Source organism: Pseudomonas sp. PICF141 (assembly GCF_002286815.1).
Classification (GTDB): Bacteria; Pseudomonadota; Gammaproteobacteria; order Pseudomonadales; family Pseudomonadaceae; genus Aquipseudomonas.
This window is the reverse complement of the sequence record NZ_MUNM01000025.1, coordinates 110,766-137,733: the sequence shown is the minus strand read 5'-3', so window position 1 is coordinate 137,733 and position 26,968 is coordinate 110,766. Positions and strand designations below refer to the sequence as shown.

Annotated in this window: 19 protein-coding genes and 1 tRNA gene; 8 read left to right on the top strand and 12 right to left on the bottom strand. The window is 59.7% G+C overall.

Annotated elements, in window-relative coordinates:
• The first annotated feature begins 297 nt into the window (after positions 1-297).
• Positions 298-1,461: a type III PLP-dependent enzyme gene (locus BZL43_RS04810; protein WP_095631247.1), complete on the top strand. Its 1,164-nt coding sequence runs from the start codon at positions 298-300 to the stop codon at positions 1,459-1,461.
• Between the two features lie 280 nt (positions 1,462-1,741).
• On the top strand, positions 1,742-4,270 hold the full coding sequence (locus BZL43_RS04805) for a sulfite reductase flavoprotein subunit alpha (protein ID WP_095631246.1): 2,529 nt from the start codon (positions 1,742-1,744) through the stop codon (positions 4,268-4,270).
• 171 nt (positions 4,271-4,441) lie between these two features.
• Here BZL43_RS04805 and BZL43_RS04800 read toward each other — a convergent pair whose 3' ends face one another.
• Positions 4,442-5,983: an alkaline phosphatase gene (locus BZL43_RS04800; protein WP_095631245.1), complete on the bottom strand. Its 1,542-nt coding sequence runs from the start codon at positions 5,981-5,983 to the stop codon at positions 4,442-4,444.
• A gap of 502 nt (positions 5,984-6,485) precedes the next feature.
• Here BZL43_RS04800 and BZL43_RS04795 point away from each other — a divergent pair.
• A complete protein-coding gene (locus BZL43_RS04795) occupies positions 6,486-7,823 on the top strand; it encodes an S-type pyocin domain-containing protein (protein WP_095631244.1) in 1,338 nt (445 codons plus the stop codon).
• Complete coding sequence (locus BZL43_RS04790) at positions 7,823-8,086, top strand: bacteriocin immunity protein (RefSeq protein WP_095631243.1); 264 nt, start codon at positions 7,823-7,825, stop codon at positions 8,084-8,086. The genes BZL43_RS04795 and BZL43_RS04790 overlap by 1 nt, the downstream gene beginning before the upstream one ends.
• Before the next feature lie 149 nt (positions 8,087-8,235).
• Here the strand turns inward: BZL43_RS04790 and BZL43_RS04785 are convergent, their stop codons facing one another.
• The 3 genes from BZL43_RS04785 to ptsP are packed head-to-tail and all read right to left on the bottom strand — an operon-like array spanning position 8,236 to position 13,786.
• Complete coding sequence (locus BZL43_RS04785) at positions 8,236-9,972, bottom strand: PTS fructose-like transporter subunit IIB (RefSeq protein ID WP_095631242.1); 1,737 nt, start codon at positions 9,970-9,972, stop codon at positions 8,236-8,238.
• A gap of 11 nt (positions 9,973-9,983) precedes the next feature.
• Positions 9,984-10,925 carry a 1-phosphofructokinase gene (pfkB, locus tag BZL43_RS04780; RefSeq protein ID WP_095631241.1) on the bottom strand — a complete coding sequence of 314 codons (942 nt, stop codon included), beginning with the start codon at positions 10,923-10,925 and terminating at the stop codon, positions 9,984-9,986.
• Positions 10,925-13,786: a phosphoenolpyruvate--protein phosphotransferase gene (gene ptsP, locus BZL43_RS04775; RefSeq protein ID WP_095631240.1), complete on the bottom strand. Its 2,862-nt coding sequence runs from the start codon at positions 13,784-13,786 to the stop codon at positions 10,925-10,927. The genes pfkB and ptsP overlap by 1 nt, the downstream gene beginning before the upstream one ends.
• Before the next feature lie 301 nt (positions 13,787-14,087).
• Here ptsP and cra point away from each other — a divergent pair, with 301 nt between their 5' ends.
• Together cra and BZL43_RS04765 are read left to right on the top strand one after the other, a co-directional pair.
• Positions 14,088-15,083 carry a catabolite repressor/activator gene (gene cra / locus BZL43_RS04770; protein WP_095631239.1) on the top strand — a complete coding sequence of 332 codons (996 nt, stop codon included), beginning with the start codon at positions 14,088-14,090 and terminating at the stop codon, positions 15,081-15,083.
• 3 nt (positions 15,084-15,086) lie between these two features.
• On the top strand, positions 15,087-15,863 hold the full coding sequence (locus tag BZL43_RS04765; RefSeq protein WP_095631238.1) for a TatD family hydrolase: 777 nt from the start codon (positions 15,087-15,089) through the stop codon (positions 15,861-15,863).
• 188 nt (positions 15,864-16,051) lie between these two features.
• Here BZL43_RS04765 and BZL43_RS28765 read toward each other — a convergent pair whose 3' ends face one another.
• From BZL43_RS28765 to BZL43_RS04745, 4 genes are all read right to left on the bottom strand, one after another.
• The gene (locus BZL43_RS28765) at positions 16,052-16,756 is read right to left on the bottom strand and encodes a methyl-accepting chemotaxis protein (protein WP_371916200.1); all 705 of its coding nucleotides are present in this window, start codon (positions 16,754-16,756) and stop codon (positions 16,052-16,054) included.
• Between the two features lie 1,625 nt (positions 16,757-18,381).
• On the bottom strand, positions 18,382-19,218 hold the full coding sequence (gene ampE, locus BZL43_RS04755) for a regulatory signaling modulator protein AmpE (RefSeq protein ID WP_095631236.1): 837 nt from the start codon (positions 19,216-19,218) through the stop codon (positions 18,382-18,384).
• Positions 19,219-19,220: 2 nt separating this feature from the next.
• On the bottom strand, positions 19,221-19,775 hold the full coding sequence (gene ampD / locus BZL43_RS04750; RefSeq protein WP_095631235.1) for a 1,6-anhydro-N-acetylmuramyl-L-alanine amidase AmpD: 555 nt from the start codon (positions 19,773-19,775) through the stop codon (positions 19,221-19,223).
• Positions 19,776-19,838: 63 nt separating this feature from the next.
• Positions 19,839-22,046, bottom strand: a complete 2,208-nt coding sequence (locus BZL43_RS04745) for a DUF1631 domain-containing protein (RefSeq protein WP_095631270.1) — start codon at positions 22,044-22,046, stop codon at positions 19,839-19,841.
• 357 nt (positions 22,047-22,403) lie between these two features.
• Here BZL43_RS04745 and nadC point away from each other — a divergent pair, with 357 nt between their 5' ends.
• A complete protein-coding gene (gene nadC / locus BZL43_RS04740; protein ID WP_095631234.1) occupies positions 22,404-23,252 on the top strand; it encodes a carboxylating nicotinate-nucleotide diphosphorylase in 849 nt (282 codons plus the stop codon).
• A 77-nt stretch (positions 23,253-23,329) separates the two neighbouring features.
• Here nadC and BZL43_RS04735 read toward each other — a convergent pair whose 3' ends face one another.
• Positions 23,330-23,635, bottom strand: a complete 306-nt coding sequence (locus BZL43_RS04735) for a DUF6388 family protein (protein ID WP_095631233.1) — start codon at positions 23,633-23,635, stop codon at positions 23,330-23,332.
• A 302-nt stretch (positions 23,636-23,937) separates the two neighbouring features.
• On the opposite strand from BZL43_RS04735, the gene BZL43_RS04730 reads away from it, so the two are divergent.
• Positions 23,938-24,357 carry a hypothetical protein gene (locus BZL43_RS04730; RefSeq protein WP_095631232.1) on the top strand — a complete coding sequence of 140 codons (420 nt, stop codon included), beginning with the start codon at positions 23,938-23,940 and terminating at the stop codon, positions 24,355-24,357.
• A 7-nt stretch (positions 24,358-24,364) separates the two neighbouring features.
• On the opposite strand, the gene BZL43_RS04725 is transcribed toward BZL43_RS04730, so the two are convergent.
• From BZL43_RS04725 to pnp, 3 genes are all read right to left on the bottom strand, one after another.
• Positions 24,365-24,440, bottom strand: a tRNA-Thr gene (locus tag BZL43_RS04725).
• Positions 24,441-24,470: 30 nt separating this feature from the next.
• Complete coding sequence (locus BZL43_RS28235; RefSeq protein WP_168185065.1) at positions 24,471-24,641, bottom strand: hypothetical protein; 171 nt, start codon at positions 24,639-24,641, stop codon at positions 24,471-24,473.
• A 36-nt stretch (positions 24,642-24,677) separates the two neighbouring features.
• Entirely contained in the window at positions 24,678-26,783 is a 2,106-nt protein-coding gene (gene pnp / locus BZL43_RS04720) for a polyribonucleotide nucleotidyltransferase (RefSeq protein WP_008005453.1), read from the bottom strand.
• Positions 26,784-26,968 lie beyond the last annotated feature (185 nt).

Below are 26,968 nucleotides of genomic sequence, written 5' to 3'. Positions count from 1 at the left end.
GGTCGGTTACATCAGTAGCTACCCAGGACCGCACGACGGAAGCGTGCAAAAACGCGACATTTTTTGTTGATCTCAAGCCCCTCACGCCCTAAAGTTCGCGCCGAACGTCCATGCTGGAAACGATCCATCCGGCTCAAGTACTGACGACGAGACAGCAAGGCCAAGGGAAGCACCGTTTCCCATGGCCTTTTTGCTTTCGGCGACATGCCTTGGGAAGTAGGCGAACCAAAGTGGGGATACGGAGGGCGTTCATTTGCACCCATTGATAATTTCAGTTTGCCAGTAGGAGTTCCCAGCATGTCGATCAACGTCGAAGACTATTTCGCGCGCGATACCTTCCAGAAAATGAAGGCCTTCGCCGACAAACAAGAAACCCCGTTCGTGGTGATCGACACCGCGATGATCAGCCAGGCCTACGATGACCTGCGCGCCGGTTTCGAATTCGCCAAGGTCTACTATGCAGTCAAGGCCAACCCGGCCGTTGAAATCATCGACCTGCTCAAAGAAAAAGGCTCGAACTTCGACATCGCCTCGATCTACGAGCTCGACAAAGTGATGAACCAGGGCGTCGGCCCGGATCGCATCAGCTACGGCAACACCATCAAGAAATCCAAAGACATTCGCTACTTCTACGACAAGGGCGTGCGTCTGTATGCCACCGACTCCGAAGCCGACCTGCGCAACATCGCCAAGGCAGCTCCAGGCTCGAAAGTCTATGTACGCATCCTGACTGAAGGCTCGACCACTGCCGACTGGCCACTGTCGCGTAAATTCGGCTGCCAGACCGACATGGCCATGGACCTGCTGATCCTCGCTCGCGATCTGGGCCTGGTGCCGTACGGCATCTCGTTCCACGTCGGTTCGCAGCAGCGCGACATCAGCGTGTGGGACGCGGCGATCGCCAAGGTCAAAGTGATTTTCGAGCGTCTGAAAGAAGAAGACGGCATTCACCTGAAGCTGATCAACATGGGCGGAGGCTTCCCGGCCAACTACATTACCCGCACCAACAGCCTGGAAACCTACGCCGAAGAAATCATCCGCTTCCTCAAGGAAGACTTCGGCGACGAGCTGCCGGAAATCATCCTGGAGCCGGGCCGCTCGCTGATCGCCAACGCCGGCATTCTGGTCAGTGAAGTGGTGCTGGTGGCGCGTAAATCCCGTACCGCCGTCGAGCGATGGGTATACACCGATGTGGGCAAATTCTCTGGCCTGATCGAAACCATGGATGAAGCCATCAAGTTCCCGATCTGGACCGAGAAGAAAGGCGAGATGGAAGAAGTGGTCATCGCCGGTCCAACCTGCGACAGCGCCGACATCATGTACGAAAGCTACAAGTATGGCCTGCCGCTGAACCTGGCGATCGGTGACCGTTTGTATTGGTTGTCGACCGGTGCTTACACCACCAGCTACAGCGCTGTTGAATTCAATGGCTTCCCGCCGCTGAAGTCGTTCTACGTGTAAAAACCATACGCAGAAAATCAAAAAGCCCATGACCTGTCATGGGCTTTTTTGTGTCTGACGTTCGAAGCTGTCGAGGTCGTTTTGCTATCGGTGTTCCCGCACCTGCTATAGACAGCTGATCAGCCACGACCGTCGAGCAGATTCTGCCCGAGCAACGCCTGAGTATCGAGCGCGCCTTCACGGGCGGCGATCAGGTTTTTCTGTGTAAAAAAGAATCTTTCTCGACAACTCACGGCATAATGCGCGCCGTGATGACTTTTGAACGAACAAGGCGAGCGACGTGTTGAAAAAATCCCTGTTCCAGTTGCACTGGTTTTTCGGCATCAGCGCCGGACTGGTCCTGGCCCTGATGGGCATCACCGGGGCGGCGGTATCGTTTCAGGATGAAATACTGCGTGCATTGAACCCCTCTGTGCTGCACGTCGAGAAGCAGATTGCTGGCGTACTGCCGCCTGCCGAACTGGTGGAGAAGATCGAAGGTGCCTCGGGCAAAAAAGTCTCGATGCTCTGGGTCGAGACCGACAGCGGCAACGCCGCGCGGGTGATCTTCACGGCGCCACCCGGTGAACGTCGCGGGCCGATGCGTTACTTCGACCCGTACACCGGCGAGTTCATGGGCGACGTCACCGGCCAGGATTTCTTTGGCCTGATGCTGCAACTGCACCGGGTTCTGGCCATGGACGATATCGGCCGGCAGATCACCGGCGCCTGTACCCTGATTCTGGTGTTCTTCTGCCTGTCCGGCCTGTACCTGCGCTGGCCACGCCAGTGGAAAAGCTGGCGGGCCTGGCTGACCCTCGACTGGAAGAAAAAGGGACGCGGCTTCAACTGGGATTTGCATTCGGTGGCCGGTACCTGGTGCCTGGTGTTCTATCTTTTGGCAGCGCTGACCGGGTTATTCTGGTCGTACGAGTGGTACAACAAAGGCCTGACCCGGCTGCTTTCCGATTCGCCGCAGAACGAACGAGTGCGCAGTAGCCGCGGTCCTGCGCCAAGCGGCCCAGCCCCCACCGCCGATTACAGGGCGATATGGAGCAGCATCTACAGCGCTGCCGGCCCAGGGCTTGCCTCCTACAACGTCCGAATGCCGCCCGTGGCCGGACAACCGGCAACCGTGTTCTATCTGCTGCAAAACTCCCCTCACGACCAGGCGCGGAACCAGCTCACTCTCGATCCGGCGACCGGGATCGTCAGCCGGCATGACCGCTACAGCGACAAGAGCCTCAAGGCGCAGCTGCTGACCAGTATCTATGCGCTGCACGTCGGCAGTTACTTCGGGATGATCGGACGGATTATCCTGACGATCGCTGCGCTGACCATGCCAGTGTTTTTCATCACCGGCTGGTTGCTGTACCTGGACCGCCGACGCAAGAAACGTCAGATCCAGAAAACACGCAAAGGCCTCGCGCAACCGGGCAGTGATGCACCAGCATGGCTGATCGGCTTCGCCAGTCAGAGCGGGTTCGCCGAACAGCTTGCCTGGCAGACTGCCGGACAACTGCAGGCCGCCGGGTTGCCGGTGAAGGTCCAACCATTGGCCAATGTCAGCCAACAGGATCTGCAGGATTCCAGCAACGCGCTGTTTGTGGTCAGCACCTTCGGCGACGGTGAAGCGCCGGACAGTGCCCGAGGATTCGAACGCAAAGTGCTGGGCCGGGCGCTGAGCTTCGACAGCCTGAACTATGCCGTGCTTGGCCTCGGCGACCGTCAATACCAACATTTCTGCGGCTTCGCCCGCCGCTTGCACGCATGGCTGGGCGAAAACGGCGGCAAGACTTTGTTCGCTCCGGTAGAAGTCGACAGCGGTGACCCTTACGCCCTGCGCCACTGGCAACAGCAACTCGGCCTGCTGACAGGCCAGGCGCCGGTGGATACCTGGCAAGCGCCAAGTTACGACAACTGGACCCTCACCCACCGCGAATTGATGAACCCGGACAGCAGCGGTTCGCCCGTGTATTTGCTCGGTCTGAGCGCTCCCACTGCCAGCAGTTGGCTGGCCGGGGATCTGGTGGAAGTGCTGCCACGCAATTGTCCGTGGGCCATCGAGCATTTCCTCGACGGTTTGGGGGTTGATGGTCGGGCCATGGTTGAGTTCGATGGCCTGTCGCAAACACTGGAACAAGCCCTGGCCAGCCGACAACTGCCCGAAAACCGCACCCATCTGGTTGGCCTGCATGCGCAAGCGCTGGCGGACGCTTTAGTGCCGTTGTCCATGCGCGAATACTCCATCGCCTCGATCGCCGCCGACGGCGTACTGGAATTGATCGTGCGTCAGGAGGTGCATGCCGACGGCAGCCTGGGGGTCGGTTCCGGCTGGTTGACCGAACACGCTCCCGTGGGGAGTAGCATCAGCTTGCGGGTACGCCGCAACAGTGGTTTCCATCTGCCGAATCAACCGGTGCCGATGATCCTGCTGGGCAACGGCACTGGCCTTGCCGGGTTGCGCAGTTTGCTCAAGGCACGGATTGCCGACGGGCAGCAGCGTCACTGGCTGCTGTTCGGCGAGCGTCATCGCGAGCACGATTACCTGTGCCGCGCGGAACTGGAAGAGTGGTTGATCAACGGTGATCTGGAGCGGCTGGACCTGGCGTTTTCCCGGGATCAGGCAGAGAAGATCTACGTGCAGGATCGGCTGCGCGAATCTGCCGATGAGTTGAAAAAATGGCTGGCCGATGGCGCCATGATTTACATCTGCGGCAGTCTGCAGGGAATGGCTTCAGGGGTGGATCACGCGCTCAACGAATTGCTCGGCATTGAAGAGGTCGAGCGCCTGATCGAACAAGGCCGCTACCGCCGCGACGTCTACTGACACCCTTGATCCCCTGTAGCTTGCCTGCGATGAGGCCATCACATCCAACGTTGATCGTTCCCACGCTCCGCGTGGGAATGCAGCCCGGGACGCTCCGCGTCCCACAACAGCCGAACGCAGAGCGTCCGTTGAGGCATTCCCACGCAGAGCATGGGAACGATCGTGCAGTCCTCAAACCGGCTGCAACTTACGCTCAAACACCCCCACCCCATCCAGATCCCGCAACACCACACTCATCTCCCCCGTCTGCCCATCGATGTTCACCTCGCCAAAAAACTGAAACCCGGCAAACGGCGAGGTGTTTTGCGCCGGTGGTGCTTTCTCGAACACCACTTCGGGGCCGAAGGTTTTATCCAGCGCATTTGGCCCGAAGCTCCCCGCATTCAACGGCCCCGCGACAAATTCCCAGAACGGTTCGAAGTCCTGAAACGCCGCGCGGTCCGGGTGGTAATGGTGCGCCGCACAGTAATGCACATCCGCCGTGAGGAACACGAAATTACGCACCCGCTGCGCCCGCAGAAAACCGAGCAGTTCGGCGATTTCCACTTCACGGCCCTGAGCCGGGCCAGGGTCACCATTGGCCACCGCTTCCCACCGCGCCACACCGGGGCTGACTTCACCATCGGGCACGCCGAGGCCGATGGGCATGTCGGCGGCGATGACTTTCCATTGGGCCTGGGAGCCTTTCAATTCGCGTTTGAGCCAATCCAATTGTTCGCGACCGAGAAACGCTTTGGCGGCACCCAGGTTGTCGTCATTGGCTTGGCGATAACTGCGCATGTCGAGCACAAATACATCAAGCATCGGCCCATAACTCAGCTTGCGATAAATCCGCCCGCCGTCATCGGCACTCTGCAAGCGCATCGGCGCGTATTCCAGCCAGGCCTGGCGCGCACGGCCCACCAGGCTGTGGATATCTTTGCTTTTGTAACGCTCATCCAGTTGCTTGCCCGGCGACCAGTTGTTCACCACTTCGTGGTCGTCCCACTGCCAGATCTGCGGCACTTCAGCGTTGAAGCGGCGGATGTTTTCATCCATCAGGTTGTAGCGGTAATTGCCGCGATAGTCGTCGAGGGTTTCGGCGACTTTGCTCTTGGCTTCGCTGGTGAGGTTGCGCCACACCCGTCCGCTTTCGGTGGTCAGTTGCGCCGGCACCGGGCCGTCGGCGTAAATGGTGTCACCGCTGTGGATAAAAAAGTCCGGCAGGCGCAGACGCATGGCTTCGTAAATGCGCATGCCGCCAATGTCCGGGTTGATGCCGAAGCCCTGGCCGACCGTGTCGCCGCTCCAGACAAACCGAATATTCCGTCGGGCGGTTGGCACACTGCGCAGATGACCGAACCAGGGTTCACTGGCGACACCGCTCTGGGCGTCTTCGAAATACACGCGGTAGAAAATTGCCTGATCGGCGGGCAGGCCAGTGAGGTCGACCCGGGCAGTGAAGTCGGTGCGGGCATCGGCCAATGGCGAAACGAATCGACGAGGATTACTGAACAGGCTGCGGGTGTCCCATTCCACCACCATCCGCGCCGCACGGTCGCAACGGCTCCAGATCATCGCCCGGTCGCCCAGCAGGTCACCAGACTGCACGCCATCGGTGAGTTGCGGCCGATCCTTGACCGAAGCGATCACCGCCGGGGCCATGCCAGGCATCAACAGCCCGGCCCCGACGGCTTGCATGACACGACGGCGGCCGAGGTCGAATTCGCTCATGGTGTTCTCCCTGAAAAGGAAAACTTAAGCATGGCTGCATGAAACCGGTATGACAGGATCTTCGCCGACTTAATGAAATGCACAACTTCTGTGGCGAGGGGGCTTGCCCCCGTTCGGCTGCGAAGCAGTCGCAAACCCGGCAAACACGGTGTGTCTGACATAACGCAGTTTCAGGTTTTGGGGCCGCTGCGCGACCCAACGGGGGCAAGCCCCCTCGCCACAAAAACCCTTCCACAGTCGGTGTTTTAGCCGGGTGCAGCCTTCGGCCGCTCCTACAGGTTCGATGTACGCCGCAATATCGCGGTCGAACACAATCCCGGGTAGGAGCTGCCGAAGGCGCCATTCACCGGGCCACAGTCGAAACCGAGCAATAGCCCTTCCTCCCCCAGCAACAACCTGAAATAGGAAATTTCAGCGCCGCTTTTGGGAAACGTCCTAACGCCAGCCCCTTCGCTCTCCGGTTAGGTTCGAGGCTCCCCTAGCCACATGCAGAAAAGCACCAATGGCGCGCAACAAGGACATCCCCCAATTCTGGGAATATTCCAGCGGTGGCGGCGGCAGCGGAATCGGCATCCGCTACCTGCGCGACATGACCCCGACCGAGCTGGCCGAACGTGACGCCAGACAAAAAGCCTACGACGACATGCTCGCCCGACAACAGGCGTATGAAAATCGCCTCGTCAGGCAAGTCGAAAAACGCAAGCAAGCCGCCAGCAACGGTTGCGTGTTCACCAAAAGCTGCAACCTCCCTGACGGCGTCATCAATCACAGCAACCCCGCCGGGTTTGTCCCGGTCGAGAGACTGGCCGACTACGGGGCGTGGGCCGTACTGGGCACTGGCGCAGCGATTACCGCCGAAGGCATACCGCTCAAATGGGTGGCCGGCTCGGCCACGGGCAACGCCCTGGCCCAGCGTCTCGGCGGATCCCTTGCCCTCAGTCTGCTGACCAGTTCAACGGCGGTGGCAACCACTGCGGCGGTCGGCACCGTCGCGCTCTTGATACCGAACACCAGCCTTTCCCCCGACAGTGCCTTCTACAAGAAAGAGCAGTACGCGGAGCTTGATAGCGGGCGAACTCGTGTCCGCCTCAACTTGAAAACCTTGCCGGACGGCTCCATCAGCGCTTACGGCTTCTACACGGGCGGGAAAAAAGACTGGGAATTTGTCCCGGTCATCAAAGCCGCCCGAGAGGGGGAACATTTTGTCGCCGATATCGGCAACGGCATTGGCCTGATCTGGACTCCCGCAGCGAGTCCCGATGATCTGCCGCGCATTCCTGCACTCGAAGGCGCCCCGCCCCTGCCGACGATATGGGTATATCCGCCCACCGAACAAGCCAACAAGGCCCTGGTGAACCCGGAGCATCCGCCCGAGTATCAGGATGCGATTATCTGGTTTCCTGCGGATGCGGGGCTTGAGCCAATCTACATCGTACTCAATGCACGGTATGAACCTGGTGGGGTTACGGGGGTGGGCGAGAATGTGTCGGGTATTTGGCTTGCTGGGGCTGGCACAGCGTTAGGCGCCCCCATTCCAACGCGGATTGTTGATCAGCTTCGTGGCCGACAGTTCAGTAGCTTCGACGCATTCAGGAAAGCGTTCTGGATAGCAGTAGCCAATGACTTAGAGTTAAGTCAGCAATTCAATTCACGCAACCTGTCCGGCATGGCGAAAGGTTTGGCCCCCGCATCCCCCAAAATCGAGCATGTAGGAAAACGAATTGCTTTCGAATTGCACCACGTGGAACCAATCATGGATGGTGGCGCCGTATACGATGCTGACAATCTGCGAGCTGTCACGCCAAGGCGCCATATCGACATACACAGAAGGGTTGAATAATGGATTTGAAGAACAATCTTGCCGAGTACACAAAACAGGAATTCAAAGCGTTGATTGGCGCTATCGACGATGCCGAAATAGAGGACGACCGGGGGAAGTTGGTGGAGCATTTCAACAGGATCGTGCCGCATCCAGCAGGGAGTGACTTACTGTTCTATCCAGAAGATGGAGCAGATGACTCGCCGGAAGGAGTCGTGCAGACAATCGAAGACTACTGCGCGTCCAAAGGCTTGCCAGGTTTCAGAACTGATCCTGAAAACTGAAGTCATGAAGCCGCCGACCTGGCTCAATATCGAGATGACAGGAAAAAGACCGCAGCCTTCGGCAGGTCTACAGGTTCGATGTACGCCGCAATATCACGGTCGAACACAATCCCGGGTAGGAGCTGCCGAAGGGCTGCGATCTTTTGCTGTTAAGCGTTGGCCGGTTCCAGCGCCAGTTCTACCGTTTCCGGCCGCTTGAGCAGCGCATACGTCACCGCCGTCAGCAAACTCCCGGCCACGATCGCCAGCAGATACAACAGCGCATGGTTGATCGCGTTCGGAATCAGCATCACGAACAAACCGCCGTGGGGTGCCATGAGTTTGCAGCCGAAGTACATCGACAGCGCGCCCGTCAGCGCACCGCCGGCGATGCTCGCTGGAATCACCCGCAACGGGTCTTTCGCCGCAAACGGAATCGCGCCCTCGGAGATAAAGCACAGCCCCAGCACCAGCGCCGCTTTACCGGCCTCGCGCTCAGTCTGGGCGAACTTGCGCCGGGCGATGAACGTGGCAATACCCAGACCAATCGGCGGTACCATGCCGGCGGCCATGGTCGCGGCCATCGGTGCATAACTTTGCGATGCCAGCAGCCCCACCGAAAACGCGTAAGCGGCTTTGTTGATCGGCCCGCCGAGGTCGATGCACATCATGCCGCCCAGCAGCACACCCAGCAGGATGGCATTGGTGGTGCCCATGCTGTCGAGGAAGTGCGTGAGCCCCGCGAGCATCCCAGCCACTGGTTTGCCGACCACGTAGATCATCACCAGACCAGTGAACAGGCTCGCCAGCAACGGAATGATCAGGATCGGTTTCAGCGCCTCAAGGCTCTGGGGCAAACGTGCATAGCGGTTGATCGCCTGGGCGGCATAACCGGCGATGAAACCGGCAATGATCCCGCCGATGAAACCGGCCCCCAGCGTACTCGCCAGCAAACCACCGATCATCCCTGGCGCCAGGCCCGGGCGGTCGGCGATCGAGTAGGCGATGTAACCTGCCAGCAACGGCACCATCAATTTGAACGCAGTGTCGCCGCCGATCTGCATCAGCGCGGCCGCGAGCGTGCCCTCTTCCTTGAACGCAGTGATGCCGAACACAAAGGACAAGGCAATCATCAGACCGCCCGCCACCACCATCGGCAACATGTACGACACACCGGTCAGCAAGTGTTTGTAGATGCCGGTCTTCTCTTGCTTGGCCGGGCCTTTGGCGCCAGTCGAAGCGCTTTCCTGTTTGCCCTCGGCCAAGGCTTTGTTCAGGGTCGCTTCGGCCTGTTTCAGGGCAATGCCGGTGCCGCAACGGTAGATTTTCTTGCCCGCGAAACGCTCGGTGGCCACGTCAATGTCTGCCGCCAACAGCACCACGTCGGCATCGGCAATCGCCTCGGCGCTGAGTGGATTGCGCGCGCCGACCGAACCCTGGGTTTCCACTTGCAAGTCGTAGCCCAGACGCTTGGCCGCTTGCTGCAAGGCTTCGGCGGCCATGAAGGTATGGGCGACCCCGGTCGGGCACGCGGTGACAGCCACTAGGCGTGGCACCTGTTTACCCACGGCAGGTTCGACGGCGACGTCGGGCGCGACGTAAACCTCGGCTTCTTCCACCCCACGCCGCAGCACCGCTTCGACATCTTGCAGGGCCTGGGCCGGGGTGCTCTGGAATACCCGTTTACCGACAAACCGCGACATATCCACAGGCGTGCTGGTGACCAGCAACACCCACTCGGCGGCTTCGAGGGTCGCAGCTGACAGCTGCCGTTCCGGATGGGCCGCATCAACGACTTCGACACTGGTGCTCCAGCCCTGACGCTGAGCCGCTGCATCGAGCAGACGGGCGCACAGCACACTGGTGACCATACCGTTCGGGCAGGCCGTAACAATGGCTAACTTCATGACAAACCCTCTTATTGTTCGGTCAGGGGACGCACGCGTACGCCCTGTTCAAGGTGCGCCAGTTGCGCCGTATCGCTGATACCAAAACCGATCTGGGTAACGGCCATGGCGGCAATCGCAGTGGCGGTGCGCAAGGTTTGTTCGGGCGTATCGGCACTGAGCAAACCGTGCAGCATGCCCGCCAGCAACGAGTCACCCGCACCGACAGTACTGACCACACTGACTTTGGGAGGCGAGGCGTGCATGGCCGAGCCGACACTGAACCAGTTCACCCCGTCGGCACCGTCGGAAATCACCACGTGCTCGATACCATGCGCATGCAAACGGCTCGCGGCCTCGGCTTGGGCGCCCACCGAAACCACCTCGCAACCCAGCGCCTGCGCCAATTCTTCGGTGTTGGGTTTGATCAGCCATGGGCCGGCCGCCAGACCTGCGCGCAAGGCTTCACCGCTGGTGTCGAGCGCCACTTTCAAACCGCGTTTTTTCAAGCGCTGAATCATCTCGCGCAACCACTGAGGGCTCACCCCCCGGGGCAAACTACCGGCAATCACGACCGCATCATGCCCGGGAGCGATCTGGTCGAGCCGATCGAGCAAGGCCTGCTGCGCCGCTTCACTGACCCTCGGCCCGGGGCCGTTGATGTCGGTGATGCGCCCGTCGCTTTCCGCCAGTTTGATGTTGCTGCGAGTCTCGCCGGGGACACGGACAAACGCGTCGGTAAACCCGCGTTTGGCAAACAGGGTTTCGAACGCCTGAAGGTTATCTTCCCCGAGAAAACCGCTGACGGTCAGCTGATGCCCGAGGTCGGCCAGCACCTGCGCCACGTTCACCCCTTTGCCGGCAGCGTGGGTGTGCATTTCGTCGCTGCGATTGACCTGACCGGGTGCAAGGAGCGGCAATTGGACGGTGAGGTCCAGCGCCGGGTTAAGGGTCAGGGTTAAGATCTTGGCCATTACAGGGCCTCCACTAATGCACGGACTTCGTTCGCGCTGCCCACGGCCAGGGCCTCTTGGGCAAGGGTTCGAGTCTGGGTCAGGCTGAGTTCACGGATACGCGCCTTGACCTCGGCGATGCTGCGCCCCGACACACTCAACTCATCCACACCCAGTCCCACCAGCACCGGTACCGCCAGCGGATCGGCCGCCAGCTCACCGCACACACCGACCCACTTGCCGTGAGCATGAGCCGCACGCACGGTGATGTCGATCAGCTGCAGCACCGCCGGATGCAAGCCATCAGCCTGGGCCGACAAGGTCGGATGACCACGGTCGATGGCCAGGGTGTATTGCGTCAGGTCGTTGGTGCCGACACTGAAAAAGTCCACCTCCTTGGCCAGCACCGGCGCCAGCAAAGCAGCCGACGGCACTTCGATCATGATCCCCAGTTGCAGGTCCGCAACCGGGATTTCCAGGCGCAGACGTTCAGTCATATCCCGCGCCTGACGCCACTCATCGACGCTGCCGACCATCGGGAACATGATCCGCAACGGACGGTTGTCCGCCGCACGCAGCAAGGCGCGCAATTGCGCTTCCATGACCTGCGGACGTTGCAGAGTCAGGCGAATGCCGCGCACGCCGAGGAAGGGGTTTTCTTCTTTCGCGATCGGCCAGTACGGCAGCGGTTTGTCACCACCGACGTCAAGAGTGCGCACCACCAGCGGTCGACCGGCCAGGCCATCGAGCACGCGTCGGTATTCGACTTCCTGGGTTGTCTCGTCCGGCGCTTGCGGGTGGGCCATGAAAATCAGTTCGGTGCGCAGCAGGCCAATACCTTCGGCGCCCTGCTCCACCGCACTGGTGACGCCGGCGCTTTCGCCGATATTGGCGAACACTTCCACCGCGTGGCCGTCGGTGGTCAGCGCCGGCTGATGGCGCTGTTCAGCCGCGGCTTTCAAGCGCAGTTCGCGGGTGTCGCGTTCTTCGGTGGCGCGCTGCAAGGTGGCGGCATCGGCATCTACGTGCAGGCGACCACGTTGACCATCGATCAACAGCGGCGTGCCCGGTTTCAGCAGCAACACCGCGGCACCGGCGCCCACCAGCGCCGGAATACCGAGTGCTCGCGCGACGATGGCGCTGTGGGCCGTGGCACCACCGCGAGCGGTGAGGATGCCGGCCACGCGCGTCGGGTCGAGACGTGCCACGTCGGACGGGCCGACTTCATCCATCACCAGAATGTACGGTTGCTCCGGCTCGGCCGGCGTTTCGACGCCACTCAATTGCGCCAGCACCCGACGGCCAATGTCGCGCAAGTCGGCGGCACGTTCGGCGAGCAAGGCGTCCTGCAGCGATTCCTGTTGTTTGGCCGCCGCCTCAATCACCGCCATCCACGCTGCTTCGGCGCTTTCGCCTTGCTTGAGGCGGGTGTCGACTTCATCGGTCAGTTCCGGGTCGTCGAGCATTTCCTGATGGGTAATGAAAATCTCGCGAATCGCTTTGGCCTTGCTGCGCTCGATCAGGCCTTCGATGTCGCGACGCACATCTGCCAACGCTTGTTTGAGACGTTCGCGCTCGATGGCGGCGGACTCACCGCGCAGCGGGTAATCGATGACTTGCAGCACTTGAATATGCGCCGGGCCGATGGCGATCCCCGGGGCAGCAGCAATCGCCTGAATCAAACTGCCGGAAGCCGGTGCAAGCAGCACTTCGGCAACATCGGCGATCACTTCACGCTGTTGGCTCACTGCCGGCAGCGGCTCGACTTCTTCACCGAGGCCTTCTTCGATGGCCGCCAGCAAGGCCGGCAAGGCATCGGCGGCGATGGTCGGTTCGGCGATGAATTCCAGCACCTGACCACGACGGGCGCCGAGGCTGAGCAGTTTGCTCAAACTCTTCACCGACACCGCGCTGTCGTGGCCATCGACGATGCGCACGCGGATTTCGCCTTCAAAACTTTTCGCCAGTTGCGCAAGAATTTTCGCCGGGCGCGCATGCAAACCGTGGGCGTTGGCCAAGGCAATGCGTGCGCTCGGCCAATCCGCCGGCACTTCACCGCCCAGCACTTCCAGCACCGCGCGACTGCTGGTGGCACGGCCCAATTCATGGCCACGGCCTTCGATCAGCAACGCGCAAAGGCGTTCGAGCAGCGCCTGATGGGCTTCACCGAGGCTGGCCAGGCAGAACAGACCGCTCAACGGCTGACCGAGGTAGCGCATGGGTTTGTCCGGGGTAACGAACGCCAGGCCCGGACGCTTCACCGTTTGTTCGCTGTGCAGCCACCACAGGCCATCGCCCAGCGGCAGCGCGTCGACCTGCTGCAAGACGCCGGCAAAACCGTTGCTCACGCAATCGGCCTGACGCAGCAAACGGGCACCGCGCCAGACCAGTTCTTCGAAGTCATCGGCGGAGACGCCGAGGCCGATCATCTGTGCGTCCAGCGCCAATTCCTGCGGCGCGCCTTGCAGCAGTTTCAACAAGGCTTCGGCGGAACTGGCGCGACGCAGGGCCTGACCCAGGTCGGTTTCACCGAGGGCGCGAGTCAACAGTTGCAGCAGGCGCAAGTGTTCATCGGATTTGGCGGCGATACCAATGGCCAGATAAACGATCTGGCCATCGCCCCAATCCACGCCGTCCGGGAACTGCATCAGCCGCACGCCAGTGGCGAACACCTGATCACGGGTTTGCGGGGTGCCGTGGGGGATGGCAATACCTTGGCCGAGAAAGGTCGAGCCCTGGGCTTCCCGGGCCTGCAAGCCCGCGAGGTAGCCGTCGGCCACCAAGCCATCGGTCACGAGTCGGTCAGCGAGTAATTGCAAGGCGGTGGCTTTATCCACAGCCGACTGGCCCATGGATATTTGCTCTATGGTGAGCTCGAGCATGCTTTCTCCTTTTTGGCGCCGTGTGACGCCAGGTATTGTTTTGATTGATTCAGCTTAGGCCCTTTGGGAGCGCCTTTTCAGGGGCAGTTTTGGCGGTTTTGCGGCAGAACCGTTCAAAGCGACCTGGAACGTAGAAAATACGCCTGCTGAAACGTTTAATCTAGAATGTTAGGCACGTTACTCGATAATGTCTCATCCTTGAAGTCCAATTGTCGGATGTGCTGCCACAATGATCGCCTGCCGAATCGGGTAGGATTGGCGAAAATGCCGGGCACGCTCGAATAAACAAGGAAATACCGGGTTGAAACTCAGTGATATTGCACAGTTGGCCGGCGTCTCCGTGACCACCGCCAGTTATGTCATCAACGGCAAGGCCGAACAGCAACGTATCAGCAGCGCCACCGTCGAGCGCGTGCGAGCAGTTGTCGAACAACACGGCTTCACTCCTAACCCTCAGGCCGCTGGACTGCGCAGTCGGCATACCCGCACTTTGGGGTTCATTCTGCCGGACCTGGAAAACCCCAGTTACGCGCGAATCGCCAAACTGCTGGAACAAGGCGCCCGGGCTCGCGGCTATCAGTTGCTGATCGCCAGCTCCGACGATGCGCCAGACAGCGAACGGCAATTGCTGCAACTGTTCCGCGCCCGCCGCTGCGATGCGCTGATCGTCGCCAGTTGCCTGCCGGCCGGCGACGATAGCTATCGCCAGTTGCAGGCCAAAGGCATTCCGATCATCGCCATCGACCGGGTGATGGAGCCCGAGCACTTCTGCTCGGTGATCAGTGACGATCGCGAAGCCAGTCTGCACCTGACCCGCAGCCTGCTGGACCCGTTGCCCAAGCAGATCGCGCTGATTGGCGCGCGTCCCGAATTGAGTATCAGCCAGGAACGGGCGGCGGGCTTCAAGGAAGCGCTGAACGGCTTCAAAGGCGAAGCGCTGATCGAACACGGCGAGTCGTTCAGCCGTGAGTGCGGCAAGCAATTGATGGAAGAGTTGCTTCAGCGCCTGGGCCATTTGCCGGATGCGTTGGTGACCACCTCCTACGTGCTGCTTCAGGGCGTGTTCGATGCCTTGCATGACTTCCCGCTGAAAACCCGCCCGCTACGCCTGGGCACCTTCGGTGATACGCAGTTGCTGGACTTCCTGCCGCTGCCGGTCAACGCCATGTCCCAGCAGCATCAGCTGATCGCCGACAAGGCGCTGCAACTGGCACTGGCGGCCATCGAACAGGCCGATTACAAGCCCGGCGTGCAGGCCATCGCGCGGACCTTCAAGCAGCGAATTCTGCAGGGCTGAGCCGTGGAACTGATCGACACCCACACCCATCTGGATTTCCCGGATTTCGACATGGATCGTCAGGCACTGTTGGCCGAGAGTCGCGCTCTCGGCGTGCGGCGGATGGTGGTGTTGGGGGTTTATCAGGCCAATTGGCAGCGGGTCTGGGACCTGGTGCAAAGCGATGCCGATCTGTATGCGGCGTTTGGTTTGCATCCGGTGTATCTGGATGACCATCGGCCTGAGGATTTGACCGAACTCGGTGACTGGCTGACGCGTCTGGCGGGCCATCGGCAGCTATGTGCGGTGGGCGAGATCGGCTTGGATTACTTGATCGAAACCCTGGATCGCGAACGCCAGCAAGTGCTGTTCGACGCCCAACTGCAATTGGCAGCGGACTTCAATCTGCCGGCGCTGATTCATGTGCGACGCAGCCATGCGGCAGTGATTGCCACGCTCAAACGGTTTCGCTTGAAGCGCGCAGGGATCATTCATGCCTTCGCCGGTAGTCAGGAAGAGGCTCGCGAATACATCAAGCTGGGTTTCAAACTCGGCCTGGGTGGTGCCGCGACCTGGCCGCAGGCCCTGCGCATGCACCGCGTGCTCGCCGGTTTGCCGGTCGAATCGGTGGTACTGGAGACCGACTCACCGGACATGGCCCCCGCCATGTTTGCCGGTCAACGTAATAGCCCGGCTCATTTGCCGGCGATCTGCGCGGCACTGGCTGCCATCATGGCCGTCAGCCCCGAACGACTGGCTGCCGCCAGCACGGTTAATGCGTGTGAGCTGTTCAACTGGTAGTCCGTTGATTCACGCACTACCTGTGGGCTTTTGTGGCGAGGGGGCTTGCCCCCGTTCGGCTGCGAAGCAGTCGCAAATCCGGACAACCTGGTCTGTCTGGATGGGCGCCGGGGGCCGCTTCGCGACCCAACGGGGGCAAGCCCCCTCGCCACATAAGCTCGCTCCCACAGTAAATCAACTCTGTAGCATCAAACCCGGAACGCACTGATCAATTGCTTGAGTTCCACCACCTGCGCCGACAACGCCCGGCTGGCATTTTCGGTCTGGTGCGCGCCGTCGGCAGTACGCTCGCCGGCGCGGTTGATCTCGACGATGTTCTGGTCGATGTCATGAGCCACAGCGGTCTGCTGCTCAACCGCGGCGGCGATCTGCTGGTTCTGGTCGACGATCATGCCGACGGCGCCGAGGATGTTTTCCAGCGCCTGCTGGACCTTTTCCGACTGCCCGACCGTGCCGTTGGCCATCTGATGGCTGGTGCCCATCGCCTTGACCGCCGCACCGACACCGCTGTGCAGCTTGGCGATCATCTGCTCGATTTCTTCGGTCGATTGCTGGGTGCGTTTGGCCAGGGTCCGGACCTCGTCTGCCACTACCGCAAAACCACGGCCCTGCTCGCCTGCGCGCGCGGCTTCGATGGCCGCGTTGAGCGCCAGCAAGTTGGTCTGTTCGGCGATGCTTTTGATCACTTCCAGCACACGACTGATGGATTGGCTGTCGTTGGCCAGTTGATTGATTACCCGCACCGACTGATCGATCTCGCTGGCCAGTGCAGCGATGCTGCCCTGCTGAGACTCCACCAGCCCGCGCCCGCTGATGGTCTCGTCGTTGACGCTGTGGGCGCTGCTCACGGCCGCCGCAGCACTGCGTGCCACCTCCAGAGACGTGGCTGACATCTGGTTCATCGCGGTGGCGACCTGCTCGATCTGCGTGCGTTGCCCCGCCACCGCCTGGTTGCTCTGGGCGGACACATTTTCGACTTGGCCGGCCTGCCGCTCGACCTCACCAACGGTCTGGCCCACCCGCTCGATCAGGTCATGGATTTTCTTCACGGTGGCGGTGAACACCTCGCCCAACTCGCCCAGTTCATCGCGACTGTTGGCGCTGAAGGTCACGGTCATGTCGCCGGCCGCCACTTTATCCATCACCGCGCCAAGCCGCTTGAGCGTGGTACGGGTCGAGGCGTAAAAACCGCCATAGAGGTAAAAAATCAACACAAACACGACCGTCAGCGCCACTGCCTGCAGGATCATGTGGGTGCGGTGCTGCTCCAGTCGCTGCTGCAACTGGATGCCGAGAAACTTCAGGGTGGCTTCGTTGAGTTGGTAGGTCTGGTCGAGCAGGCCTGTGACCTGATCGTAAAAAGCCTGCCACGGCGCATCGAGGGTATCGGCCATCACCACCTGTTCTTCGAACAGTTCACTGGCCTTTTTCAGGGAAGCCTTGCTGCTTTCGGCCTGAGCAGCCAGGGTTTCGTGCGCCGCTTTACTGGAGCCCAGCGCGTCCTGCAATTTCAGAGCGTATTCAGCCTGAAGCTTTTCGATCTGCGCCAGCAATTCATCGAAACGGGTGCTCGACGCCGAATTGAGAAAACCCTGCCCCAACGAGTAAGACCCCATTGCCCGGCCTTCGCCGAGCGTCTGGGTGACAGCTGGCGTGACGTTGATAATGAGCTCGCTCAGCTGACGCATGTCGCTCTGGCTGTCGCGGCTCAAACCGGCCTGACTGGCAATGATCTGGCTGAAAATCTGCGCATTGCCGAGCAATTTGCCGATCAGCGCACTTTTACTTTGCAGGGAGGTTTCCGTTTGCTGGGCCTTGAACGCGGCGATCATTTCGTCGCGCTTGCCATTGAAAAAGGTGATTTGCTCCGGGTCAGTGGTCATCGCCGCCAACCCTTGCAAACGGCTCAGAACGCTTTGCTCCAGAGCACTGATAGTCGATTCGACAGCACCGGCCTTGCCGGACTGGCCAAGGGTGACGTTGATCTGCACCAGGTTGTTCAGGGTTTCCAGATCCCGGCGCAGGCTCAGGCCGCTGCCCAGCAGGTCGAGGCTCTGCAGCTCGACCCGGGTGCCCTGGAATTCGCGATAGGAATCGCGCACCAGATAGAAGTTGGTCACCAGCATCGGCACGAGGAACAGCACGCTGATCAGGCTGAACTTCATGCCGAAGCTCAGGCGGTTCATCAGCGCGACGGCGGGATAGAGCAAGCTCTTCACTGTGAAGTCTCCCTTTTGAATTCTTATTTTTATGGCAGGCGCGCAGAGACAGCAGATAGCCACTATTGGCGCTATCCCTGTATAGCCTAAATCGGCGGAAGGTTTTGTAACTTAAGGTTAACGACAGACACGCAGCCTTGTAGCAGCTGGCGAAGCCTGCGTTCGGCTGCGAAGCAGTCGCCAGCTCAAGCACTGCATTTTGTCAGGCTAACCGTGCACGCAGGATTCACGACTGCTGCGCAGCCGAACGCAGGCTTCGCCAGCTGCAGGGCTGCGATCTTTTCGACTCAAAGCAGAAATCAGGACAAAACAGTCCACACCGCAAACCCGGCATACCAAAGCACCGCCGCGCGCAGCAGCAGTTCCCAGATCCGGTCGAGGCTGTTGATGCCGTCCGGCCCGACCACCGGCGCCGGAATTTCACCGGCCACCAAACCGACCTTCTCGATCAACTGGGCGGCGCTGATGTTCCAGTTCAGTAGCTCGTTCAACATCACTCGGCCGACCGCAACAAAGTTGCCGACCAATGCGAAGCTGGCCGCCAGCAGGCGCACCGGTACCCAATCGAACGCATGACGCAGCTGTGCCGCTCGCTCGACCACGGCCAGGTTCTGCCCGTGTTCCTCGGCCAGCGCCAGCAGTCGATAGCTCAATGCGGCAACCGGGCCTAGCAGGAAGTACCAGAAGATCACCGCAAAAAAGCTCTGATAGGCTTGCCACAACAGATGCCCTTCAACTCGCTCCAGCAGTTGCTCGCCGCTGTCGGCGCAAATATTCAGGTCACGTTTGGCCACATGGGCAGCGGCTTGCAGGTCTTCCCGACGCCAGGCATCGCGGAATGGCCCGAGGCCGGCCAGCAGATCACCACGGCCCAGACTGTAGATCACCACCAGCAGATGCACCGGCAACGCCAGCAAACCGTAAGCTACCGGCTCCAGCACCACCAACAGCAAACCCAGCAGCGCCACCGGCAACAACACTAGCACCACCAGTATCAGCCACGGACGGTTTGTCATGCGCGGGTTGGCTTCAAGCTTGTTCAGCTCACGCACCCAACCGCCATCACGTTGAATCTGATGACGCAGGGCCGAGAATTTCTCGATCCACACCGCCAACAGCAGCACCAGAAAACTCATTGTCACTCCTTTTTTTCCAGAGCCGCGCGATAGCGTGCCCAGTCAAACGCCGGTCCCGGATCAGTCTTGCGCCCGGGGGCGATGTCGCTATGACCGCAGATGCGTTGTGCGGTGATGTCCTTGAAGGCGCTTTGCAGCTGTCGGGTCAGGGCCGTCAACGCTTGATACTGGGCGTCGGTGAACGGCAGATCATCCGTGCCTTCGAGCTCGATGCCCACGGAAAAATCGTTACAGGTTTCCCGTCCCTCGAAACACGAGACGCCAGCGTGCCAGGCGCGCTCCAGACAAGAGACAAACTGAGTGACGATGCCGTCACGTTCGATCAGAAAGTGCGCAGACACCCGCAGGTCGGCGATTCCTGCAAAGTAGGGATGTTCCGTGACATCCAGACGATTCTGGAAAAATTCCTGCACCTTGCCGGTCGCAAACTGCGCAGGCGGAAGACTGATGTTGTGGATCACCAACAGGGAAATTTCGCCCTCGGGGCGCGCATTGAAGTTAGGCGAGGGGCATATGCGCACGCCCTGGCACCAACCGCTCGCGGGGTCCAACTGCATACAGGTTCCTTCAACGACAACTGTGTTGGTGCCCAGTATGCCGCGATAGCCCCTCGGCGGCGATCACTTGCCGCGATTGAGACGCCGCAGATTACCCAGCACCGACTCCAGCGCCCGGTCGAACAGCAAGGTGTCGTCCAGCGTTCGCACCGCGCCACGCCGGAATTCCAGGGCCAGAGCGGTGCGACTGTGCTCCAGCACTTTCATCCCGGTACGGTTGACGAAGATGTACTTGCCGGTGGCTTGAATGATCGCCGCCAACTTGCAGCGCAAGGTGTTTTCCTGGTCTTCCTGAAACTCGACCCAGCAGCCCAGGCGCAACTGATCGACTTGAAGCAACGCGAAATCGTCCTCGGGCAAACGCATCGATGGGGTTTCAACCGGGCCTTCGTCAGCGGTGCGAAGCACGATTTGCTGCTGCACTTCGACCATCATCGGAGCGTCAACAGCCATGCTTTTCTGGTCCGGACGTTCGAACAACTGCACATGCAAAGCTTCCAGCTTGCTGAAAAACTCGCCGGTGGCGAACGGATCGAATGCCGAACTGTTCAAACCATCGCGTAACGACTTGAGCAACCCCGGTACCAGCGACAACAAACGCAGACTCGCGTCAGGCTCGTCATGGCGCTGCACGCTCCAGATCAGTTGCGCCATGGTCTGCACATCGGCATGCCATTCGGCGGACTGATCACCGTGCTTGAGGCAGGTCAGCAACAGCACTTTGCTCCAGGCCTCCTGGACAAACGCCACCACACTGTGCGGCAGCACCTTGCCCATCAACGCCTGGTTCAGCGCCTGCTCGACACGCTGACGCGCCAGTTCGGTCCTGGCACGGCCTTCTTCGGCGTCACGGGTGCGTTGCTCAAGTAATTCGCTGCGACGGCGCTCGTCATGGGTGAAGGCAAGAAAATCGGCCAGTAATTCGGAAAAGATTGCCGGGTCATCGACAAAGTCGTTCAGCAAACGCTGCACCACTTGCTCGATGCGCAGGTACAGGCTATCGCGCTCATGGTCATCGCACTCGCCCCAGCCCATGGCCGCCGCAGCAATTTCGTTGAGTAAACGCCGGGCGGGATGGCTGCTGCGGCTAAAAAAACTCTTGTCGAGCACCGCGACTTTCAGCATCGGGATCTGCAAACGGCCAATCAGAGCCTTGAGCGAGTCCGGCAGGTTGCGGTCATCGAGGATGCATTCGAAGAGCATGGCGATCAGGTTGATCACGTCTTCGTCGGCCACTCCCACCACGCGGGACTTGCCGCTTTTGACGCTGACCCGGGTCAGTAGTTGTTCGAGTTGGGTGCGCAGGTCAAAGTCGTCCTGAGCCGCCAGCGCTGGCACGTATTGCTGCAAATGCGAGAGCAGGCGCAGCAGATCGCGGGTTGAGATGGGTTGGGTTTGGGCGCTGACTTCCAGCGTCGGCGCAACGCTGCCACGCACGTGGAACAGCAATTCCTGCAAGGCGGCGAAGACTTGCTGCACGCCTTCGTCGATCTGTGTATTGCCAGTTCGCACGCCTGTCTCGGCGGGATCAGCACGAACACTGGCAGCCGCCCGGTCGGTCGCACGCCGTGCCGGGGCGGGTTTGAGGTCCGGCAGTACACCGGTGGCGATCAGCAGTTGATTGGCTTCGGCGTAGAGTTGATCAGCATTGCTGAGCACATAGCGTTCAAACAGCTTGAGGATGATCAGCTTGACCTTGATCTCCATCCCCAGGTTGCGCCCAGCCTGCAAGAAATACTCGCAAAGCAGCGTCGGCCCCAGGGGATTGTGCTGTTCGACCAGCGTCTTGCCCAGCAGTGTGCTGAGTCGGGCGGTGAGCTGATCAAGGGCGAAGCCGTCCCGATTCAGTACTTTGCCAACCATGGCCTCCACCGCCACGTTACGCTCCATGTCGTCATGGGGCATCGAGGCCGAGGCATCGAAAACCAATGCCCGGCGCAAGGCCGCTTGAGCAATGTCGTATTGCGCAAGGCTGACGAAGGCCTCGAAGAATTGTTCGAGAAAACCGCGCTCGATGCTTTTGCGCTTGAGACGCAAATCACGCATGGCCTCGAAGAAGATGTTCTGCTCGACGTTATCTCGGGCCCGATCGGCCATCTCGAACAGGGTGTCGTCGGCGTTATCGAACAGCGCCTGCAAACCTTGTTTGAGCTGTTGAGCGGCCTTGTCGCGAACCTGAAGCAGAATCACGGGCAGGCGGGCAAGCGGCGAGTGAGTCGCCTGGTCGGTAGCGGCCTTGTGCAAGGGCACTACATTCCCGTCGTTGTGCATCCAAGCCTCCTGAAACGGTGATTCTTCGGTACGGTAAGAAAGATCGAGACGCAGGCCAAACAGCCGGCGCTTAATGAAGACAGTCATCATCCACTGTCATTCAAAATCGGGAATCCAAAATCACGTCAAAGCTATGACGTCAAATGCAAGGCGGATTATCTGCAAAAGAACTTCTTTGCACCAGCAGACTCTACGTGCACCCAGGAAATAGACGTTAGAGAGAAGCCTTCGCTTAACACTGATTGCTCGCGCCAATCGACCAAATGCAGGTTGCCGAACGATGGAATGGCCGTTGATGCCTTGGGTTGGCTTGCACCATGGCCCTATAATCGGGCCACTTTGTTTGTGGAGCCCGTTATGCCGAATCTACGTCTCGCCGATTTGACCGCCGAAATCGAAGCCAACGTGCGCCGTGCGTTGCTCGAGGACATCGGCAGCGGCGACATCACCGCACAATTGATCCCGGCTGAACGCCTGGCCAAAGCCACCATCATCACCCGCGATGCCGCCGTCATCAGCGGCACGGCGTGGGTCGATGCCGTGTTTCGGCAGCTGGATCCGCGGGTTGCGGTGCACTGGCAGGTAGCCGATGGTGAACGGGTGACCCCCAATCAGGTGCTATTTCACCTCGAAGGGCCGGCGCGCTCGCTGCTGACGGGCGAACGCAGCGCACTGAATTTTTTGCAACTGCTGTCCGGCGTGGCCACTCGCGCGCAGTACCTGGCCGATTTCGTCGCCGATACTCAAGTGAAGTTGCTCGACACCCGCAAAACCCTGCCAGGTCTGCGCCTGGCCCAGAAATACGCCGTGACCTGCGGCGGTTGCCACAACCACCGCATCGGCCTGTATGACGCCTTCCTGATCAAGGAAAATCATATCGCCGCCTGCGGTGGCATTCCTGAGGCTATCGCAGCCGCGCACAAAATCGCCCCGGGCAAACCGGTGGAGATCGAAGTGGAAAGCCTGGCGGAACTGAAGGAAGCACTGGCGGCGGGTGCCGACATCATCATGCTCGATGAACTGAGTCTGGATGACATGCGCGAAGCGGTTCGCCTGAACGCCGGCAAGGCAAAACTGGAGGCCAGCGGTGGTATCAACGAAAGCACGTTGCTGCCAATCGCCGAAACCGGGGTGGACTATATTTCGATTGGTGCGATGACCAAGGATGTGAAGGCTGTGGACCTGTCGATGCGCCTCAGTCTTTGAGGAGCTGCAAGCCATAAGCTACAAGCTACAAGCGGTTTCGCTTTGCCTGTAGCTTGCGGCTTGAAGCCTGAAGCTTGTCAAACGACTAGATTATTCATCTCGCAGTACTCTTCCCACTCGACGCCCAAAACCTCGGCCGCCTCCTTGTGCAGCGCCAGGCGCGCAGCCTCGAACTCTTCCGGGGTTGAGGTGTACTTGAGCGTCAGCTCCCACGGCTGCAAGCCCTGAGCTTCCGCCTCATCCTCGAACGCCCACTGGATCTGGTCTTTCTGATCGTCGGCGGGCAAGTCCTTGATCTCTTCCAGCAACTGGGGCGCGTCCAGCACATACTTTTTCAGGGCTTCTTCGTGTCTGGCTTCTTGGGTCAATTCTTTAACGGACATGGCGTTCTCGCTGATCTGGGGAATGGAAGATGGATCTGGATCATCAAGGATCTCTCTGACGCAAAAAACCGTTTAAAGCCCGGTTTGTCTGGCCTTCAGAACCATTCGGGATCATCTGAAAACTGCTGGGCGATGCTCATGCAGGCAACGAATATAGGACGTTTTGCCGATGATTTACACGGGCTTTTACATCTATTGTGCAAAAAGCCGCGTGCATCAGGTGTTGGGGATCTTTGGGAACATAAATCGAAACCCCAAGTCATAGCGATGTGCCATTTCGGCACGGCACAAGGAACCCAGTGATGCGTAGTTTTTCGAAGGTTTTGTCTACCCGATTTGCCACCGCTACGCTGCTGTTCGGCATGGCCAACGCTGCTCAAGCGGCTGTCGAAGTCACCTCTGACCCTGCGTTGTACTCCGACAAAATCTGCGCCCTCCACAATTCGTTCGGTAAGGACACACTTGTCAGAACCAGCGTCAGTATCGATGATCTTGAAAGCCTGCAAAAAACCGTGAAGGCCAATGCCACCGAACTGGAAAGCCAGAAGCGCACCCTCAGCGAGCAGGCCCGTCAGATCGAAGAGCTAAAGCGCAACAGCGGTTCCAGCTCAAGCTCGAACACCAACGAAATCTCTGGCCTGAAACGGGAAATCAGTGATCAGGAGCGCGCGATAGATCAGCTCAAGCGCACTGTTGAGGAGCTGAGCAGAAAGGTGAAATAGCAAGAAGTGGTGCCCGAGACAGGAATCGAACCTGCGACCTTCGCGTTACGAGTGCGCTGCTCTACCGGCTGAGCTACACGGGCTGTGGGCTAAACCTAGCACCGGCTTCGGGGTCAGGCAACTTCACGCACCGCAAAAAGAACGCAACCTTCGGCAGCGCCTGCAGATCGATGGATGCCGCACATATCGTGGTTGAACACAATCTCGGGTAGGAGCTGCCGCAGGCTGCGATCTTTTGATTTTTCTGCACAAAAAAATGCCCCACCGTTTTCACGGCGGGGCATTTTTTATAACGTTGAAGCGGTCAGGCGAAGGGGTGATTAAACGCCCGAAGCCTTGGCTGCTGCTACGTCTTTGATGGACAGCTTGATACGGCCGCGGTTGTCCACGTCCAGTACCAATACTTCCACTTCCTGGCCTTCTTTCAGGATGTCGGTCACTTTCTCGACGCGAGCATCGCTCAGCATCGAGATGTGAACCAGACCGTCCTTGCCCGGCAGGATGTTGACGAATGCGCCGAAGTCGACAATGCGCTCAACCTTACCGACATAGATCTTGCCAATCTCGGCTTCTGCAGTGATGCCCAGAACGCGCTGACGCGCAGCTTCCGCAGCTTCCTTGGTTTCGCCGAAGATCTTGATCGAACCGTCGTCTTCGATGTCGATCGAAGCCTTGGTTTCTTCACAGATCGCACGGATGGTCGCGCCGCCTTTACCGATGACATCACGGATTTTGTCGGTGTCGATTTTCATCGCGATCATGGTCGGAGCGTTTTCCGACAGTTCGGTACGCGACTGGCCAATGATCTGGTTCATCTGACCGAGGATGTTCAGGCGCGCTTCCAGGGCTTGGCCCAGAGCGATTTCCATGATTTCTTCGGTGATGCCCTTGATCTTGATGTCCATCTGCAGCGCGGTAACACCTTTGGCGGTACCCGCTACTTTGAAGTCCATGTCGCCGAGGTGATCTTCGTCGCCCAGGATGTCGGTCAGGACGGCAAATTTCTCGCCTTCTTTAACCAGACCCATGGCGATACCGGCAACCGGTGCCTTCATCGGAACGCCGGCATCCATCAGAGCCAGGGAAGCACCGCAGACCGAAGCCATGGAGCTCGAACCGTTGGACTCGGTGATTTCCGACACCACACGAATGGTGTACGGGAACACGTCGGCAGCAGGCAGCATGGCCTGAACCGAACGACGGGCCAGACGGCCGTGACCGATTTCGCGACGACCAGCGCCACCCATGCGACCACACTCACCGACCGAGAACGGAGGGAAGTTGTAGTGCAGCATGAACGGGTCTTTTTTCTCGCCTTCCAGGGTGTCCAGCAGCTGTGCGTCACGGGCAGTACCCAGTGTCGCGACTACCAGGGCCTGTGTTTCGCCACGGGTGAACAGTGCCGAACCGTGGGTCTTCGGCAGAACACCGACTTCGATGTTCAGCGGACGTACGGTCTTGGTGTCGCGACCGTCGATACGTGGCTTGCCGTTAACGATGTTTTCGCGAACGGTGCGGTATTCGATTTCACCGAAAGCCGCTTTGACTTCAGCGGAAGTCGGCTGGCCTTCTTCACCGGACAGCTTGGCAACCACCTGGTCTTTCAGTTCGCCCAGGCGAGCGTAACGGTCGGCCTTGATGGTGATGGTGTAAGCCTGGGAGATCGCGTCGCCGAACTCGGCACGGATAGCACCCAGCAGTGCGGTGGCTTCTGGCTGTGGAGCCCAGGTCCAGGTCGGTTTGGCGGCTTCAGCGGCCAGTTCCTTGACGGCGTTGATCACCACCTGGAACTCGTCGTGAGCAAACAGTACTGCGCCCAGCATCTGGTCTTCGGTCAGCTCTTTGGCTTCCGATTCAACCATCAACACCGCTTCCGAAGTACCGGCGACGACCATGTCCAGGCTCGACGCTTTCAGCTGTTCGTAAGTCGGGTTCAGCAGGTAGCCGGTGCTTTCGTGGAACGCAACGCGAGCAGCGCCGATCGGGCCATCGAAAGGAATGCCGGAGATGGCCAGCGCAGCCGAGGTACCGATCATCGCAGCGATGTCCGGATCGGTCTTCTTGCTGGTGGAAACGACGGTGCAGACAACCTGCACTTCGTTCATGAAACCTTCCGGGAACAGCGGACGGATCGGACGGTCGATCAGTCGGGAAGTCAGGGTTTCTTTCTCGGAAGGACGGCCTTCACGCTTGAAGAAACCGCCAGGGATCTTACCGGCAGCGTAAGTCTTTTCCTGGTAGTGAACGGACAGAGGGAAGAAGCCCTTGCCTGGATCGGCTTGTTTGGCACCGACTACAGTCACCAATACGCTGACGTCATCGTCAACGGTGACCAATACTGCGCCGGAGGCCTGACGGGCGATACGGCCAGTCTCGAGGGTAACGGTCGACTGACCGAACTGGAATTTTTTGATTACCGGGTTCACGGTGTCTTACCTTCTTTTGTGGCTCTTGGGGAACTTGTCTTCTTGCGAAATTCTTGGGCAATGTCGGGAATCGGCCCAACGCCTGTCCAGGGTAAAACGTATATCCAGATAAAACTTGAGGCTGGGAGCCTGCCATGTACCGACGGGAAACCCGCTGGCACACAGCAAACAACCAACCTCTAGCG

What these genes read in the sequence shown, in the direction of transcription:
- BZL43_RS04810 (WP_095631247.1), top strand. Translation starts at nt 298, where the DNA reads ATGTCGATCAACGTCGAAGACTATTTCGCGCGCGATACCTTCCAGAAA.
- BZL43_RS04800 (WP_095631245.1), bottom strand. Translation starts at nt 5,983, where the DNA reads ATGAGCGAATTCGACCTCGGCCGCCGTCGTGTCATGCAAGCCGTCGGG.
- BZL43_RS04795 (WP_095631244.1), top strand. Translation starts at nt 6,486, where the DNA reads ATGGCGCGCAACAAGGACATCCCCCAATTCTGGGAATATTCCAGCGGT.
- BZL43_RS04790 (WP_095631243.1), top strand. Translation starts at nt 7,823, where the DNA reads ATGGATTTGAAGAACAATCTTGCCGAGTACACAAAACAGGAATTCAAA.
- BZL43_RS04785 (WP_095631242.1), bottom strand. Translation starts at nt 9,972, where the DNA reads ATGAAGTTAGCCATTGTTACGGCCTGCCCGAACGGTATGGTCACCAGT.
- pfkB (WP_095631241.1), bottom strand. Translation starts at nt 10,925, where the DNA reads ATGGCCAAGATCTTAACCCTGACCCTTAACCCGGCGCTGGACCTCACC.
- ptsP (WP_095631240.1), bottom strand. Translation starts at nt 13,786, where the DNA reads ATGCTCGAGCTCACCATAGAGCAAATATCCATGGGCCAGTCGGCTGTG.
- BZL43_RS28765 (WP_371916200.1), bottom strand. Translation starts at nt 16,756, where the DNA reads ATGTCAGCCACGTCTCTGGAGGTGGCACGCAGTGCTGCGGCGGCCGTG.
- ampE (WP_095631236.1), bottom strand. Translation starts at nt 19,218, where the DNA reads ATGAGTTTTCTGGTGCTGCTGTTGGCGGTGTGGATCGAGAAATTCTCG.
- ampD (WP_095631235.1), bottom strand. Translation starts at nt 19,775, where the DNA reads ATGCAGTTGGACCCCGCGAGCGGTTGGTGCCAGGGCGTGCGCATATGC.
- BZL43_RS04745 (WP_095631270.1), bottom strand. Translation starts at nt 22,046, where the DNA reads ATGCACAACGACGGGAATGTAGTGCCCTTGCACAAGGCCGCTACCGAC.
- nadC (WP_095631234.1), top strand. Translation starts at nt 22,404, where the DNA reads ATGCCGAATCTACGTCTCGCCGATTTGACCGCCGAAATCGAAGCCAAC.
- BZL43_RS04735 (WP_095631233.1), bottom strand. Translation starts at nt 23,635, where the DNA reads ATGTCCGTTAAAGAATTGACCCAAGAAGCCAGACACGAAGAAGCCCTG.
- BZL43_RS04730 (WP_095631232.1), top strand. Translation starts at nt 23,938, where the DNA reads ATGCGTAGTTTTTCGAAGGTTTTGTCTACCCGATTTGCCACCGCTACG.
- BZL43_RS28235 (WP_168185065.1), bottom strand. Translation starts at nt 24,641, where the DNA reads ATGCCCCGCCGTGAAAACGGTGGGGCATTTTTTTGTGCAGAAAAATCA.